Here is a 13,621-nt window from a genome sequence, read left to right as displayed (position 1 = left end):
TGTTAGCTATTTAGCTAAGATGCTAAATATTGCGTATGACAGAAGCCCAGGATGAGGCGGGCGCCTTCCGAGCCCTCGCCGATCCGACAAGGCGCCAGATCCTCGAGGATCTGAGAGACGGCGAGCTCGCGGCCGGCGAGATCGCCGCCAGGTTCGCCATCAGCGCCCCCTCCATCTCCCGACACCTCGGCGTGCTCAAGGGAGCCGGATTGATCACCGAGCGACGGGAAGGCAATCGGATCCTCTACACGCTGGCCGAGGACCGCCTGGCCACCAGCATCGGCCGCTTCCTCAGCGCCGTCTGTCCCGAGCAGTTCGTGCTCCGCCACACCAAATGGCGCGCCGGGGCACAGAGGGAGGAATCATGAGGCAGACGCGACTGTCCAGCGTGATCGAACGACGGCTCCTGGTGAACTACCGAGTCGCCCCGGATGCCGCCGCACGCCTGCTCCCCGGCCCACTGCGCCCACAACTGGTGCACGGCTACGCGGTCGCGGGCATCTGCCTGCTGCGCCTGGGAAGCGTCCGGCCGTCCTGGGCACCCAAGGCGTTCGGTCTGCGGAGCGAGAACGCGGCACACCGAATCGCCGTCGAGTGGGACGGACCGGACGGCCTGGAGACCGGCGTCTACATTCCACAACGTGACACCGCCTCACGGCTCAACGTCTGGGCCGGAGGCCGCCTCTTCCCCGGCGAACACGGCCGAGCCGACTTCCAGGTGCACGAGACGCCCGGTCGGATGCGCGTCGCACTCGCGACATGGGATGGCGACACCCAAGTAGATGTCACCGTCGACCTAGCCGACGAACTGCGAGGCAGCGAGCTCTTCGCCGATCTCGCCGAGGCTTCCCGCTTCTTCCGAAACGGGGCGAAGGGCTTCTCAGCTACCAACTCTGGCCGCCACCTGGACGGCATGGAACTACGCACCGACGCCTGGCATGTGGAAGCCGCCCAAGTTCGCTCCGCCGCCTCGTCCTTCTTCGACGACCCGGACTGCTTTCCCTCGGGGAGCGCGACCCTGGACTGCGCTCTGCTCATGCGGGACATCCCCGCCAGATGGCTGCCACTTCCGGCCATGGCTGCCGAGTAAAGGCGCTCAACTCGCCAGGAGGTCGCTACGGCCGTCGCCGGTCACATCGGAACCGGGCGCCGGTCGGGGGATTCAGAGACCGTGCCGCCCGGGGTGGGGTGCGGCGGTCTTGTACGCCGTCCCCACGGCGACCCTGGGGCATTCTCGCGTGGACTGCATGCCTGTCCTGGGCGGCTGACGGCTGACGACTGCCGGCTGTGGGCTCAGGGCCGACGTCCTGCCGGATCTCGCCCAGGCGAGGGATCGTCGGCCCCGGGGGGGCTTCGGTAGGCTGGGCCGGTCATGGACGTGCACGCCGAACTCGAACAGACGCGGCATGACACGACTGTTTCCGGTCCGCCGATCCGGCGGCTGTTCCGGGACGTCATCGCCGACCGCATGCCGGGCCGCAGGCCGCCCCAGGCGGTGATGCTGTTCGACTCCGGGATCGACCCTCGCGGGGACGACCGGAGCTTCCTCGCCGACTTCTACAACGAGATCCTGCATCAGGACACCTGCCGGCCCGCCACCGCCGATGGCCTCTCCTGGGTCGGTGCCCTCGCCGTCGACGACCGGATTCCCGCCCGACAGCGGTTCCAAGCGGTCAGCCTGCTGTTCCACGCTGCCACCGTCTCCGAGCGCCACCTCGCCGAAGCCTGGCCGGCCGCTCCGCAACATGCCGATCCCGACAGCGAAGCCGGGGCTCGCAGCGCGGTCCAGACGCACGTTCCTCATCTGCTGGCCCGCTGGTCGGCCGAATGCCCGGCGCTTCGCCTCGCCCTCGCCGGCCTGGCCGTCGTCTTCCCGACGGACCGCACCCTGCCCGCCCTGACACCGCGTCTGCGGACCTTCACACATCAGCACCCCCAGGGAAGCGACATCGGAGACTACGTGCGGTTCGTCCTCGTTCTGGCCGCTCAGGACGACGACCGGACCCTCGGAGTGATAGAGAAGCTCACCGACGCCTACTGGACGGGAACGGCGCCCGGAGTGCCGACACGGGCACGAGCCCTCCACCTCCTCGGCCAGATGCTGACCAAGGTCGGAGCCGGACTCACCCGAGCACCAGCCGGGCAGTGACGCACCGCGCGTCGCTCGCGCTGCTGTTTTTCATGTTCTGGCTCGCTTGAGGCAAGCGGTCATGCTGAGTGACGAATGCCGCCGAGATGGACCATCCGGAGCTTGCCTGAGAATGACCAACGCCGAATTTGGTGTGGTCGACACCCCGTGAGCGGTGTGGCGCGCAGGCCGGTGTTCCCGCAGAGGAGTCGCATCAGGCGCCCACCCGACAGGGCAACCGGGACCGGTCCCCGCTGTGCCCCCACCGGAGACCGTCCTTGCGTAAAGACAGAGTCCCCGTCAGCGAACCGACTAGGACTCACGGGCGATCGAGCGAGGGGAAGGGCCTGCCGGCAGGCTGACGGACCCTTCATACAAGGCGCCAGTCGGCAACCCCCGGGTTGATTCATGGGAAGCCCCGGATTCCGTCCTTCGTCATTCGTCATTCGAGCCTGGCGAAGTGGGACCGCCCGGCCCGATGCGGTGAGGTGTCCTCAGCCGTCGAGCAGATCGACGGTGAGGAACCCTGTCAGGGCCACAACGAGGAGCAGCCGCAGGGCGATGAGCCCGTCACTGACAAGCTGGACGTTGGGCTTTCGGGTGGTGATTCTGAGGAGCCAGGTGACGCCGATGGAGGCGAGGGCGCCGACCGCGAGCCAGGCCAGCTGCACCTGGCCGCGCGGCTGGCGCGGAGCGCTGGGGTCGAGGTCGTACGACTCCATGTACATCGCCAGGGACAGCAGCAGCCAGCACAACGACATCACGGCGGTGACGGCCGACTCCGCGATGGCGAACACGAGTCGGCCGGTGCTGCCGCCGGCTTCCGCCCAGGGGCGCCGATTCTGTGCGCTGCTCATTTGGACGATTGCTTCTGCGAGGTCCGTCTGAGCCGGCATCTACCGCGCTTCTCGTTCGCTGATGATGTGTGCTCAGACATGTTGAGCCTTCCTCCCCTTGGAAAGTCGTGGTACGGCCGGCGCAGGGAGCATAGAGATCTGGGTCGATGCCTTGAGGCGGTGTCTCACGTGGTGATCTTGTTCAGTTGTAGAGCCAGAGTGGCAGGGTGGGAGCTGCCGATCAGGTTGACCGGCTGAGCCGGCCGTTCGCGATGGCAAGGAGAGACGCAGGCATCTCAACGGGATCCAGACGAAGTTCAGGGCTGCGAGTGCGGCTCCATGGTCCGTCCACACGAGGACCCTGCCGACGAGTGACGCTGCGCTGCGATCGTCCGGAGCAAGGACCTCGGTCCGTTCATGACGATGGGCTTGATGCTGGCGGCCTGCTCCCCGTACTCATCGAAGGGGTAGCGGTGTGTCTCCTGACGCTCTGAGGGCGGGTTGGACGGGGTCGGTCAGCTGCGCGGACCGGCGGCGACGGGTTGGTCGTTGTGGCGGAAGGGAGGCATGGACGAAGCCGGTGCGGGCAACCGGGAGTTGTCGGGGAACGAAGCCGTACGGGAGCGGCGCGGCGCGCTGCGCGGACGGATCACCGCCGCCGGGATCACCGTCCAGGACATCCTGTGCTGCGAGGACAGTACGGGCTTCGTCGGGCGCGGGCACGCCGACGTCTACACCGTCGTCCTGGCCCGGGCAGGTGGCTACCTGCGTCGGATCGCCGGGGGAGGAGTTCTTCGTCGACGCGAGCGGGGGCTGCGGCTACCTCACCCGACCCGGCGACGAGCAGCAGGGAGCTCATCCGATCGGCCCCGGCGACGGGGCCACCCCGATCCGGTGCGGCGCCGGTCTGTTCGCCGACCGTTTCGACGGCCCGCCACTCTCCCGCCGGTTCACCGCCACCGGCACCGCCGACGTCGGCCACCACGCGCTACTGGCAGAGGCCCGGCACGGTGCCGACGCCTCCGAACTGGGCAAGCGACCGCACCGGTTGCTCAACGACGTGACCGGCTACACCGGGCACTGGCACGCGGACACCGGAAGCCGTCCCGGCGCCTGCCCGCGCACGCCCGGATGTTCCGCGATGCACCCTGCGCCGTCCTGGCCGGCGGAACGCCCGGCCCGCGTCTCTCCCTGGAAGAACCGGCCCGTGCGGCCGGAGTCGCCACATCACCCCAGCCGCGCCTTCCGCTCCGTCACCGGCACCACCCTCACGTACCACGGCAACGACCTGCGGATCCGGGGCGTCCTGCACACGCTCGAGGAGGGCGAGGAGAGCGTGCGCTCCCGCGCGTACGCCTACGGGTGCGCCGACCAGGCTCATCCGACCAGAGTGTTCCGCAGCCATACGGGGAAAGCGCCCAGCGCCCTGAGGGTTGTTCTGGCGCATCGCGCATGAATGTCCACTGCCACGGAGGAGGGCGGGCCGCAGACTGGCGGCAGCCGGACAACCCGGCCTGTGCCGTGCCCCGTGCCCCGTGCCCCGTGCCCCTGCCTTGGGTGCCGTGCGGCGCTGCGACTTCCTCGTGGGGGAACGTGACGATGACCTTCCTGACCAGAGCCGGTACGACCATGGCGGCTGCCCTGACGGCCATCGCGTGCGTGAGCTCGGCACCACCGGGCGCCGCCTCGGCCCCGTACACCACGGCCCCGTACACCACGGCCCCGACAGCCCCCTCGGCCCCGGCGCCGAGGCTCACCGATCCGCGTCCCTGCCCCGGACAGACCGACGTGACCTGCGGCGATCTCACCGTGCCTCTCGACCGTACGGGTGCCGTACCGGGCACGCTCACGCTCCAGGCCGCCGTCTTCGGTGCGGCCGACGCGCCCCGGGGAACGCTGCTTTTCCTCACCGGCGGCCCCGGCCAGCCAGGCGTCCCGTACGTTCAGCGGATCCGTGAGCGGCTCCCACGGGCCCTCGCTCAATACCGGCTGGTGATGATCGACCAGCGCGGGACCGGTGGCGCGGCGGTCGACTGCCCGGCGCTCCAGAGGGAGGTGGGCAGCAGCGACACCGTCGCCCCCACACCCGGTGCCGTAACCGCCTGCGCCGAAAGGCTCGGCGTGCGCCGGAACTTCCACACCACCGCCGACACGGTCGCCGACCTCGAAGACCTGCGGCGCACCCTCGGTGTGGGCTCCTGGACGCTCGACGGCGTCTCCTACGGCACCTTCACCGCCGGCCAGTACGCGCTCGCCCATCCGCACCGGGTCCGCGCGCTCGTCCTCGACTCCGTCGTCCCGCTCGACGGTGCCGGTGTGCTGTACGAGGACTCCCTCGGCCACAGCGCGCGCGTGCTCCGCACCGCCTGCCGCGAGCAGGGGTGCGGGTTCGACCCGGCCCGCGACCTCGCGACGGTGGTGCGGCGGGACGGCAACGGGGTGGGTGTGTTCAACCTGCTCGTGATCGCGAGCATCATCGACCCGAAATTCGACAACCCCCGGTTCGGCATTCTCGACGCCCTCCACGCGTCCGCCTCCGGCGACCGGTCCCGTCTCGACGGTCTCGTCGCGGGGTTCTCCGCGCCGTCCGACGAGCCATCGTCGGAATTCAGCTCCGGGCTGCACGCCGCGACGCTCTGCGCCGACTCGCGCTGGCCGTGGGGTGACGCCTCCGCACCCGCCGAGGGGCGGGAACGCGCCCTGAAACGGGCCGTTCAGCGGATCAGGCCGGCCGCGGTGTGGCCCTTCGAGCGCGAGACGGCGGGCGCGCAAGGCATTCCTCAGACCTGTCTGCCCTGGCCCGCCTCACGCCCTCACCAGGCCGCGCCCGGGCGCACCCTGACCATGCCCGTCCTACTCCTTGCCGGCGACCGGGACCTGTCGACGCCCGTGCAATGGGCCCGCGACCTGGCAGGCGTGACCCCGAAGGCCGAGCTCGTCGTGCTGGCCGGAGTCGGCCACTCCACCCAGAGCCGCAGCGACGGGGGTGCACGGGCCGCCGAGGGATTTCTGTTGCGCCAGGAGGTGCCTGCCACGTGACCACCCGGCGTGTGCACGGGTCGGGTCGTCAACCCGTCCGCCGCGTGGAGGAAACACCGCTGATCTGCCGCTTTCACGAAAGCTGTCGGGAGCACCACACGCCTGGGCTTCACACGAGTGGCTGCCGGACGATCGAGAGCAACCGCGACGCGTCATGAAGAATTTCGATTCCCACCGCTCCCAGGCGCTGCCCCTCATCGGGCACGCCGTGCCGCTGTTACGGGCTCCGCTGGGCTTCCTGAAACCGATCCCCGCGCACGGCGACTTCGTCCGCGTGCGGATCGGTCCCCTCGGCATCGTCGCGATCCGCGATCCGGAGCTGCCCCGGGGGTCCGCCACCGCTGCCGTCGATCACATCCCTCCGACCTGGGATTTGCGGGCCAGCTGTGGACACGGGGGCAGACAGGCGAGCTGATTTTCAAGCTGTACGGAGTCCGGTTCACCGAGCCTAGTGTGGGCAAGTACCTCAAGCGCTGGGGGCTGACCTTTCAGCGTCCGGACAAGCGGGCGGTCGAGCAGGATCCGGATCTGTTCCGTGTCGCCAACGGGCAGACTCCGATCGTCCGCCGGACTGGAACCCGGTTCTCTGTGAACGCGATGTCCGCGATCAGCACCCGTGGCCGGATGTACTTCATGGTCTTCACCGAGTCGTTCGACGCGAAGGCCATGTGCCGGTTCCTCGCCCGGATCGTCGGGCACTTCGACCGGAAGTCCACCTGGTTGTCGACCGGCACTCGGCCCACCGCTCGAAGGCCGTCCAGTCATGGCTCGCCGAGCACGACGACGAGATCGAGCTGCACTTGCTGCCCTCGAACTCACCCGAGCTGAACCCGGACGAGCTGCTCAACGCCGACCCCAAACGCAGCCCGCCTCACACCCACCGGGCCAGGAACCAGGCCGAACTCGCCGCCGAAACCCGCAGGTTCTTCCGCCGCCGACAACGCCAGCCCCACATCATCCGCGGCTCCTTCGGCGGCCCCCACGTCCGCTACACCCTCGCCCCGTCTCACCGAGGTGTGACCGTTCTCAGCAAAGTTCGACCGGTGCCGATATCGGGCTCGGCCTGAGGTTCAGGCGCGCTGGAGGATCCGGCCCCACCAGGGCTGCCGTGCAAGGGGCGCCGGGGTCTCGGTGGTGACGGGGCCGAGGCCGCTCTCGATCGGGGTGTCCCACTCGATCAAGGCGCCAGGGAACCAGGTGACTGGCTTGGTGTCTCCACGCGTGTTCGCCCAGGCGGCGACTCGTAGGGCGGCCTGCCGGTCGGGCAGCAGACCGCGTTCATCGGTGTCCACTACGAGGTGGAGCCTGCCCTCCTCGTACAGGTCGTTGCAGAGCCAGGTGTGGAGCAGGCCAGAGTCGTAGCCGAGTACCTCCCAGCCGAGCTTGTGCCCGCCCTCGGCCACCTCCCGGGCGACCTCTCTACCCCGACCGTGGAGGTGGGCGAGCAGCACCGGCTCGTCCGTCCCGGCCGAGCGGATGTCGGCGACGAATCCGCCGACATGTTCGGAGGGCACCAGCAGGGCGTACAAGCGTGCCTCCACGGGCAACTGGAGAGGCAAGCAGGCCGCGAGTGCCTCCTGCGCCGTGCCGAACCAGCAGCCATCCTCCGGAAACCGGTCGATCAGGCAGCCGGACGCCGACGTCAGCTGCTCCCTACGGGGCAACCCCGAGACCGTGAACCGCTCGGGCACCGCAACGAAGTAGCCGGCGAGTCGCATCTCGCCGGGCACGTCAACGTCGGAAGGAAGACGCTCAATCATGGGCGCACCGTACCTGGCCTGCGACGTCAAGGTCCGCTGAGACGAATCCCGAGTGGTCGAACTCCCGTGAGACTCCGGTGAGACGGGACAACCCTCAACGAATGAACCACATACGCTTCTGATCAATAGCACGACCGGCAATGCCCCCAGTCACCGCAGGCCACCCGTGCAGCCCCGTGTCCCTGCTGCCTAAAGACCAAGGTGGAAATCCGGTGAAACCGCGATACGAGTGCGTGAGAGCCGTCACGATGGTGACGTGAGCGAAGAAGACGCAGGGCCGGGGGAGTGGCCGATGGTGGTGAGGGTTCCGGTGGAGCCGGTAGAGGCCGTGATGGAGGCCGATGCCGCCGACGCGGCGGCACGCCACAGCGGCCTGGCGGTACGGGGCCCGCTGTTCGGCGTCGCCGCGCACGGCGAGGACGACGGGCGGCGGTGGCGGGTGGTTGTCGAGGTCACCCACAGCTGTCCCCAGCAGGCCCGCGACGCCCTGAACTCTCAGCTGTGGTTCCGGGCGAAGGACGAGGCGAAGAGCAGGCAGGAACGCCGCGCGCTGCTGGCGGCGGTCGCCCGACTGGAGAAGGAGTACGTCGACGAACTCACCGTGCTCGACACCCGCTACCGCGTCGTACGGGCCGAGGAGTACGCGGCCATCGATCCGAACGGCGGCATCGAAACACCGCGGCCCACCGACCCCGAACCCCTCACCCCCGACTGGAGCTCCGGCGTCCGCAGCCCGCGGGTTGACGACAACCTCGTCCTGGACCCGGACGCACCCCTGTCCCCGATTCAGGCGGCGGAGCGGGTAGCCCTGCGTCCCCTGGCCTACAGCGGAACCCGCTTCCCCACTCCGGTCCTGACCGATTCCGCACAGGCCGTGGAGAGCCATCCGGACGTCCTGCTGATGCCGGCGGCCTTCCTGATCGTCGAGCGATCCGGCGACGACGTCTGGTCGCCGGGGAGCGGCCTGCAAGCCACCGCCCACGCCGCCCGCCGCACCCTGGACTTCGCCCTGACCTGGATGGAACCGCGCACTCGCGGCCTGATCCCCTACGAGGCCGACCCCACAACCGACGCCCGCCACCCGGCCGACGGCGCCACCGACAAGGTAGCTGCAGAGCTGAAGCAATACGCGGACGCCGCAGACCGGCTGCGCGACGGCCGGTGCGACGAGGTCGAGGCCCACGGCACCGTCTACCGCATCGCCCGCTCCCGACGCCTGCTGCGCTGGGGCCCCGACGGACCGGAAGGCCCGCGCCCCTCCGACATCAGCAACCACGCCCCAGCCGTGCTCCACCCACGCCTTGACGAGGACGGCACCGTCCACTTCGACGAGCCCGAGGGTGACGAACCCGCAGCCTCGCCCTGATTCCCGTGACGGCCCCCAGATTCGAGGGCCGCGGCTCTCTCGCCCCATCGCGCAGTCGCTCGCCGCCTGGCCGCTCCTGTGATTAGGTTGGCATGTCTGCTCGTGAAGCCAAGGCTCAAGCATCTTCGGGCGGTTACGCGAACGGGCGGCGCGTCGCGAGCAGATCGCCACAGCGGCGGGCCGAGGTGTACGCGGATGTGGGGTATCACGGCGCTTCGTTGCGGGAGATCGCGAAGCGGCCCGGGATCAGTCACGTAGGGCTTCACTACTACTTTCCCCACCGGGAGGCTCTGCTGGCAGCCGTGCTGGAGCGCCGGGAGCAGGAGGACATCGCGCGAATGGCGCCGACGGTGTCGTCGCCGAGGCTGCGGTGGAGCATCTGGTAGATCTGGCGGATCATCATGCACGGAGTCCGGGCATGGTCGAGCTCTATGTGAGGCTGGTCGCCGAGGCGATTGCCGAGGAGCATCCCGCGCATGTGTACTTCAGGGAGCACTACGACGCGCGCGTACGTCGTCCAGGCGTCGAGGGAGCTGCACGAGCAGGGCGCGCTGCGGGACGGGGTCGATCCCCAGGTCACGGGCGACGGGTTCGTGGCGTTGCTGGACGGGCTGCAGGCGCAGTGGCTGACCAGCCCCCGATGCGGTGGACATGGCTGCCGTGCTGCGTGCTTTCGTGCGGCACCTCCTTACGGAGCCTTGGACGTGACGTCGCGCAGGCGTCGCAGCAGGCCGAGCGCGACGCCGGCGGTGGCCGGCTCGCCGGCGGCCAGGGCAGCCCGGACTCAGTGGGTACCGAGCCGGCCGAGGGGGACCTTGATCAGGAGCAGGGCGCTGATGGACATCAGGTACGCGGGGGCCAGGCGTCCCAGCGACTGGGCGTAAGCCGCCACCAGCGGCCCGATCCCGGCGACGGTCAGGCCGAGCGATGGCTGGCAGCGCCTGGCCCACGGTGGCAATGGTGTCGGCATCCTTCAGGAACAACCCGGCCAGGGGTGTGGCCAGCAGCGCGAGTGGGGCGGCGGTGCACAGGCCGTACACGAGAGAGGCGAGCAGGGCGAGGTTGCGGGCCCGCAGGGCGCGGCTGCTCAGACCGCGGCCGTTGTTGTAGTCGACGATGGGCTGCAGCCCCTGGCTGATGCCGGTGTGGGGGGCATCATCCCGAACGTCTGCAGGCGAGAGCGGTGGCCGACGCGGTCGCCGCGAGGGTGGCGTTGACCAGGACGGTCAGCAGGGTGACGCCCGTTTCGGCCAGAAATGACGGCAGGCCGATGCCGAGCAGCCCGCAGGGTCGGGCCGTGCGGCAGCAGGTCCTGCGTGCCGATGCGGTGAGGGCGTTGCCGCAAGCCGAAGAAGAACCACAGGCTCATCGCCGCGGAGACGGCCTGCCCGCCGACGGTGCCCAGGGCCGCACCCCGCACTCCCATGTCGAAGCCGAAGACCAGCAGGGGGTCGAGGGTGATCTGCACGGCCACCGGCACGAGCCACAGGAGGGTCGAGTAGCCTATCCGGCCTTCGGCGCGCACCAGGCTGGACAACCCGGTCGCACCAGCGCCCCGCACAGCAGGACCACGGCGTAGGGGCGGGCGAGGTCGCGCAGCTCGCCGTGCGCGCCGAGCAGCATCAGCAACGGGGCACCAGGTTTTCAGCGGCCATCGCGGTGTCGCCCACACCGTGGCCGACGAACCAGGCATTGGTCAGCGCGTAGATGCCGTAGACGCCGACCGCGGCCGTGGTCCGTGTGCAGGCGCGCCACAGCAGCCGGCCGACCGGCTCGGTGCCGAGCCGGGTGGTGTGGTCGGCGGCGGGTACGGTGTGTGCGCTGGTCACCGGCGGGTCTGTTCCCTGACAAGCAAGCCCTGTTCGTCGCAACGATCGGGCACTGCGCTACACGCATGGGGGAGAGTCTTGCGGACGGCGTGGCTCAGGCCCAGGGCGCCGACCCGGCCAGCGTCCTTGCTGTTGTGAAGACTTCCTACGGCCGGCTCATCGACGACCGAGACCTGTTGCTCGTCCTCATGCACGCGAACTGCGCGGCGAGCGAGCCCCTCATCCGCGAGGCCATTCGGGCCTGCTACGCCAAGCAGGTCGAGTACGTACGGGGAGCCTCGGGGGCCAGTGACGAGGAGATCCAGCAGTTCATCGCCAACGGACTGTTGGCGAACGCGCTGCTCGCGATCGATGGGCGGGACGTCGACGCCCCCTGGGCACACTCTGCTGAAGGGCTTCGAGGTCCCCTGACCGCCCCTGCCGCCAACCATCCGGGGTCGACTGCCATGCGCTCGGCCCTCTTTTTCGGCTCGAGAGTGAGTGGTTAACCACTCACTCTCAGGAAGGCTAGAGAGTCACATGACTGCTTCAGCTCCCCATCGGCCCCCGCGGTCCGGGCTCATACTCGGTCTGCTGGCCTTCGCCCAGTTCATCAGCGCCACCGACTACAACATCGTGTACGTCGCCTTGCCTGACATGGGTCTGGATCTCGGGCTTCTCGGCCCTGTCCCTGCAGTGGGTGGTCAGCGCCTACGCGGCTGCGTTCGGCGGGTTCCTGCTCCTCGGCGGCCGCACGGTGGACCTGTTCGGACCACGGCCATGTTCGCCCTGGCCTCATGGCTCCACGGCATCGGCGTGGCCAGTGATCGGGTGACGCCGGTGAGGTTGAGGTGAGGGCCGCAACGCACAATGCCCCCGTGCCGTTGGTGGAGGTGTTCGAAGTTTCAACCCACCGGCATAGGAGCCTTGTTGGTTCCCTGTCCTGCCGCACTCGACCTCCCGCATGCCCTCGTCGAGTGGGTCACGATGGCAGTGAACTCACCCTCACCCAGCGCACTGTCAACCGCGCCCTGGCAGCGGCTAGGGCACGGTCGACCGCGGCATGGTGCGGCTGAAGTCCTGGCAGATCTTCCGCAGATCACGCATCAGCCCCAGCCTCATGAGCGTCATGACCAAAGCCGTCCTCACTCTGGAGAGGCGATGCTGGAAACGCTCAGTGGTTCGCGGCGCGGGCGGCGTTCCAGCCTGCCAGTTCTGCTGGGCGGTCGGTGATGATGCCGTCCACGCCCAGGTCGGCGAGTGCTTGCCGGAACACAGGGTCGTTCACGGTCCAGACGTCTACCGAGACGACGGCGGCGTGGAGCCCGGCCACTATCTCCGGTCGCGTCACCAGCGATCGGTCGGAGATGTTGTACGCCGTCCCTCCGAGTTCCTTGACCACGGACACGGGATCGGTGTCGAGCTTGTCCCGCAGCAGCCCCATCGGAACCTCGGGGGCCAGCGTGCGGAAGTGCTTCAGTGAGCGTTTTCAGCTTCGCCACTTCAGGGTGATGCCGTGGTTCTCGCTTGAGCCCCGGAAGCTACTTGGCTGGGCTCACCGGGCACGGTGGGTTGTCTGTGAGAAGTCGCGGGCGGTCACTTCGCTGCGGGACAGCCCTTAGCTCCGCGCTTCGGGGCGGAAGACGATCGCAGGAGAGATAGAACACATGCTCGAAGTATCATCCCTGCAAGGTTCTCCGGCCGGTACTTCCCGACCTCCGCAGTGGCGTAGTCGGACGGAGGCATCCCTGGAGAGAGGACAGAGGGCGATGAGTGTGGCTGAGAGTTGGTCACGTGTGATGAGTCTTCTTCGAGAGCACGCGCCGGCCGATCACGCGGATCTACCCGGACCCGCCACGGAGCAGATGCTCGCGGCAGCCGAAGAACGGATGCGGATCTCCCTGCATAGGGACCTGCGGACCTGGCTGCTGCAGAACAATCTGGATCTGCCGGAGGAAGACTTCGACGCCGAAGTGCAATGTTGCGGTTTCGACGGGTTCCCCGACGAGGGGAGCTTCTTTCTGGGCATCCGAGCGATGGAGAGGCTCTACGCGAACCGCTCCACGTCCTGCGGATTCGACCCTCCGGACCAACCGGACTACCCGTTCTGGCGGAACGAGTGGATTCCGTTCCTGTCGGACCAGGACGGCTGGAGTGGAAATTTCATTGATGTGCGGGACGGGCGCGTCGGCAGCTGGTTCGTGGGTGACCCCACGGTCACGGGCGAGTACGAATCGATGGCCCAGTATTTCGACTCTGTGGCGGAGAGATTGACGAGGATCGCCGGTGGAAGCTCCCGGGTCAGTCGGTTCTCCGAAGGTCGGCTTGTCTGGTCGTGAGACGGTTTCCGACTGGATGACGGCCGTTGCCCATCCGTCCTCCCCCTGGAACGGCCATGCGGTTCATCAGCGTTGGCGTTCCAGAGTGAGGATGGCTGTGGCGATGACGGTCATGCGATTGGGGCTACAGCGGGCCCGGCGGAAGATCTGCCAGGACTTCAGCCTTGCGATGCTGCGTTCGACCGGTGCCCGCGCCGCCGACAGGGCCCGGTTGATCGTTCGCTGGGTCGTGGTGAGGTCCCGGTTCGGGAGCCGTCTGATGGGTGTGGTCACCCAGGGACCGGCGCCGATGTAGGCACGGTCGGCAAGAACGGGGACCCCCTGGCGTTCGCAGATCCGGATGAT

General features: G+C 68.7%; 16 protein-coding genes and 4 pseudogenes. 12 read left to right on the top strand and 8 right to left on the bottom strand.

Annotation, left to right across the window (positions count from 1 at the left end; all coding sequences use genetic code 11):
- The first annotated feature begins 35 nt into the window (after positions 1–35).
- The 3 genes from ACFXMG_RS10370 to ACFXMG_RS10360 all read left to right on the top strand — a co-directional run bounded on the left by ACFXMG_RS10370 (position 36) and on the right by ACFXMG_RS10360 (position 2,149).
- On the top strand, positions 36–368 hold the full coding sequence (locus ACFXMG_RS10370; RefSeq protein ID WP_383814958.1) for a metalloregulator ArsR/SmtB family transcription factor: 333 nt from the start codon (positions 36–38) through the stop codon (positions 366–368).
- A complete protein-coding gene (locus ACFXMG_RS10365) occupies positions 365–1,090 on the top strand; it encodes a DUF2071 domain-containing protein (RefSeq protein ID WP_383814960.1) in 726 nt (241 codons plus the stop codon). The genes ACFXMG_RS10370 and ACFXMG_RS10365 overlap by 4 nt, the downstream gene beginning before the upstream one ends.
- Positions 1,091–1,372: 282 nt before the next feature.
- Complete coding sequence (locus ACFXMG_RS10360) at positions 1,373–2,149, top strand: hypothetical protein (protein WP_383814961.1); 777 nt, start codon at positions 1,373–1,375, stop codon at positions 2,147–2,149.
- A gap of 473 nt (positions 2,150–2,622) precedes the next feature.
- Here the strand turns inward: ACFXMG_RS10360 and ACFXMG_RS10355 are convergent, their stop codons facing one another.
- On the bottom strand, positions 2,623–2,985 hold the full coding sequence (locus ACFXMG_RS10355; RefSeq protein WP_383814962.1) for a hypothetical protein: 363 nt from the start codon (positions 2,983–2,985) through the stop codon (positions 2,623–2,625).
- Positions 2,986–3,721: 736 nt separating this feature from the next.
- Between ACFXMG_RS10355 and ACFXMG_RS10350 the strand changes: the two genes are divergently transcribed.
- From ACFXMG_RS10350 to ACFXMG_RS10340, 3 genes and pseudogenes are all read left to right on the top strand, one after another.
- Positions 3,722–4,420: a helix-turn-helix domain-containing protein gene (locus ACFXMG_RS10350; protein WP_383814964.1), complete on the top strand. Its 699-nt coding sequence runs from the start codon at positions 3,722–3,724 to the stop codon at positions 4,418–4,420.
- A 143-nt stretch (positions 4,421–4,563) separates the two neighbouring features.
- A complete protein-coding gene (locus ACFXMG_RS10345; RefSeq protein ID WP_383814966.1) occupies positions 4,564–6,003 on the top strand; it encodes an alpha/beta fold hydrolase in 1,440 nt (479 codons plus the stop codon).
- A gap of 267 nt (positions 6,004–6,270) precedes the next feature.
- A pseudogene (locus tag ACFXMG_RS10340) lies at positions 6,271–7,070 on the top strand (transposase); the annotation flags it as partial.
- Between the two features lie 3 nt (positions 7,071–7,073).
- On the opposite strand, the gene ACFXMG_RS10335 reads toward ACFXMG_RS10340, so the two are convergent.
- Positions 7,074–7,763: a hypothetical protein gene (locus ACFXMG_RS10335; RefSeq protein WP_383814968.1), complete on the bottom strand. Its 690-nt coding sequence runs from the start codon at positions 7,761–7,763 to the stop codon at positions 7,074–7,076.
- A 292-nt stretch (positions 7,764–8,055) separates the two neighbouring features.
- Here ACFXMG_RS10335 and ACFXMG_RS10330 point away from each other — a divergent pair, with 292 nt between their 5' ends.
- Positions 8,056–9,129, top strand: coding sequence for a DUF5954 family protein (locus ACFXMG_RS10330; protein ID WP_383815002.1), 1,074 nt, complete (start codon positions 8,056–8,058; stop codon positions 9,127–9,129).
- Positions 9,130–9,221: 92 nt separating this feature from the next.
- A pseudogene (locus ACFXMG_RS10325) lies at positions 9,222–9,377 on the top strand (TetR family transcriptional regulator); the annotation flags it as partial.
- A gap of 20 nt (positions 9,378–9,397) precedes the next feature.
- Here ACFXMG_RS10325 and ACFXMG_RS10320 read toward each other — a convergent pair.
- From ACFXMG_RS10320 to ACFXMG_RS10305, 4 genes are all read right to left on the bottom strand, one after another.
- On the bottom strand, positions 9,398–9,532 hold the full coding sequence (locus ACFXMG_RS10320; RefSeq protein WP_383815008.1) for a hypothetical protein: 135 nt from the start codon (positions 9,530–9,532) through the stop codon (positions 9,398–9,400).
- A gap of 381 nt (positions 9,533–9,913) precedes the next feature.
- Positions 9,914–10,087, bottom strand: a complete 174-nt coding sequence (locus tag ACFXMG_RS10315) for a hypothetical protein (RefSeq protein ID WP_383814970.1) — start codon at positions 10,085–10,087, stop codon at positions 9,914–9,916.
- Positions 10,088–10,216: 129 nt separating this feature from the next.
- Complete coding sequence (locus tag ACFXMG_RS10310; RefSeq protein WP_383814971.1) at positions 10,217–10,666, bottom strand: hypothetical protein; 450 nt, start codon at positions 10,664–10,666, stop codon at positions 10,217–10,219.
- A gap of 85 nt (positions 10,667–10,751) precedes the next feature.
- Entirely contained in the window at positions 10,752–10,958 is a 207-nt protein-coding gene (locus tag ACFXMG_RS10305) for a hypothetical protein (protein ID WP_383814973.1), read from the bottom strand.
- A 65-nt stretch (positions 10,959–11,023) separates the two neighbouring features.
- Here ACFXMG_RS10305 and ACFXMG_RS10300 point away from each other — a divergent pair, with 65 nt between their 5' ends.
- From ACFXMG_RS10300 to ACFXMG_RS10290, 3 genes and pseudogenes are all read left to right on the top strand, one after another.
- On the top strand, positions 11,024–11,446 hold the full coding sequence (locus ACFXMG_RS10300; RefSeq protein WP_383814975.1) for a hypothetical protein: 423 nt from the start codon (positions 11,024–11,026) through the stop codon (positions 11,444–11,446).
- A gap of 31 nt (positions 11,447–11,477) precedes the next feature.
- Positions 11,478–11,715: pseudogene (locus ACFXMG_RS10295) on the top strand (MFS transporter); the annotation flags it as partial.
- Between the two features lie 211 nt (positions 11,716–11,926).
- Positions 11,927–12,099 (top strand): annotated as a pseudogene (locus ACFXMG_RS10290) (transposase family protein); the annotation flags it as partial.
- Positions 12,100–12,111: 12 nt separating this feature from the next.
- Here the strand turns inward: ACFXMG_RS10290 and ACFXMG_RS10285 are convergent.
- Positions 12,112–12,417 (bottom strand): glycerophosphodiester phosphodiesterase, encoded by a 306-nt coding sequence (locus tag ACFXMG_RS10285; protein ID WP_383815004.1) that lies wholly within the window; start codon positions 12,415–12,417, stop codon positions 12,112–12,114.
- 289 nt (positions 12,418–12,706) lie between these two features.
- Between ACFXMG_RS10285 and ACFXMG_RS10280 the strand changes: the two genes are divergently transcribed.
- Positions 12,707–13,276, top strand: a complete 570-nt coding sequence (locus ACFXMG_RS10280) for an SMI1/KNR4 family protein (protein ID WP_383814977.1) — start codon at positions 12,707–12,709, stop codon at positions 13,274–13,276.
- Between the two features lie 66 nt (positions 13,277–13,342).
- Here ACFXMG_RS10280 and ACFXMG_RS10275 read toward each other — a convergent pair.
- The coding region (locus ACFXMG_RS10275; protein ID WP_383814978.1) for a transposase family protein at positions 13,343–13,621 on the bottom strand (279 nt) is incomplete at its 5' end.

This window comes from Streptomyces sp. NPDC059201 (assembly GCF_042754585.1).
GTDB lineage: Bacteria > Actinomycetota > Actinomycetes > Streptomycetales > Streptomycetaceae > Streptomyces.
Note: the sequence above shows the minus strand (reverse complement) of the source record. Positions and strands in the feature narration are given on the sequence as shown.

What these genes read in the sequence shown, in the direction of transcription:
- ACFXMG_RS10320 (WP_383815008.1), bottom strand. Translation starts at nt 9,532, where the DNA reads ATGATGATCCGCCAGATCTACCAGATGCTCCACCGCAGCCTCGGCGAC.
- ACFXMG_RS10370 (WP_383814958.1), top strand. Translation starts at nt 36, where the DNA reads ATGACAGAAGCCCAGGATGAGGCGGGCGCCTTCCGAGCCCTCGCCGAT.
- ACFXMG_RS10345 (WP_383814966.1), top strand. Translation starts at nt 4,564, where the DNA reads ATGACCTTCCTGACCAGAGCCGGTACGACCATGGCGGCTGCCCTGACG.
- ACFXMG_RS10355 (WP_383814962.1), bottom strand. Translation starts at nt 2,985, where the DNA reads ATGAGCAGCGCACAGAATCGGCGCCCCTGGGCGGAAGCCGGCGGCAGC.
- ACFXMG_RS10335 (WP_383814968.1), bottom strand. Translation starts at nt 7,763, where the DNA reads ATGATTGAGCGTCTTCCTTCCGACGTTGACGTGCCCGGCGAGATGCGA.
- ACFXMG_RS10330 (WP_383815002.1), top strand. Translation starts at nt 8,056, where the DNA reads ATGGTGGTGAGGGTTCCGGTGGAGCCGGTAGAGGCCGTGATGGAGGCC.
- ACFXMG_RS10365 (WP_383814960.1), top strand. Translation starts at nt 365, where the DNA reads ATGAGGCAGACGCGACTGTCCAGCGTGATCGAACGACGGCTCCTGGTG.
- ACFXMG_RS10280 (WP_383814977.1), top strand. Translation starts at nt 12,707, where the DNA reads ATGAGTGTGGCTGAGAGTTGGTCACGTGTGATGAGTCTTCTTCGAGAG.
- ACFXMG_RS10300 (WP_383814975.1), top strand. Translation starts at nt 11,024, where the DNA reads ATGGGGGAGAGTCTTGCGGACGGCGTGGCTCAGGCCCAGGGCGCCGAC.
- ACFXMG_RS10360 (WP_383814961.1), top strand. Translation starts at nt 1,373, where the DNA reads ATGGACGTGCACGCCGAACTCGAACAGACGCGGCATGACACGACTGTT.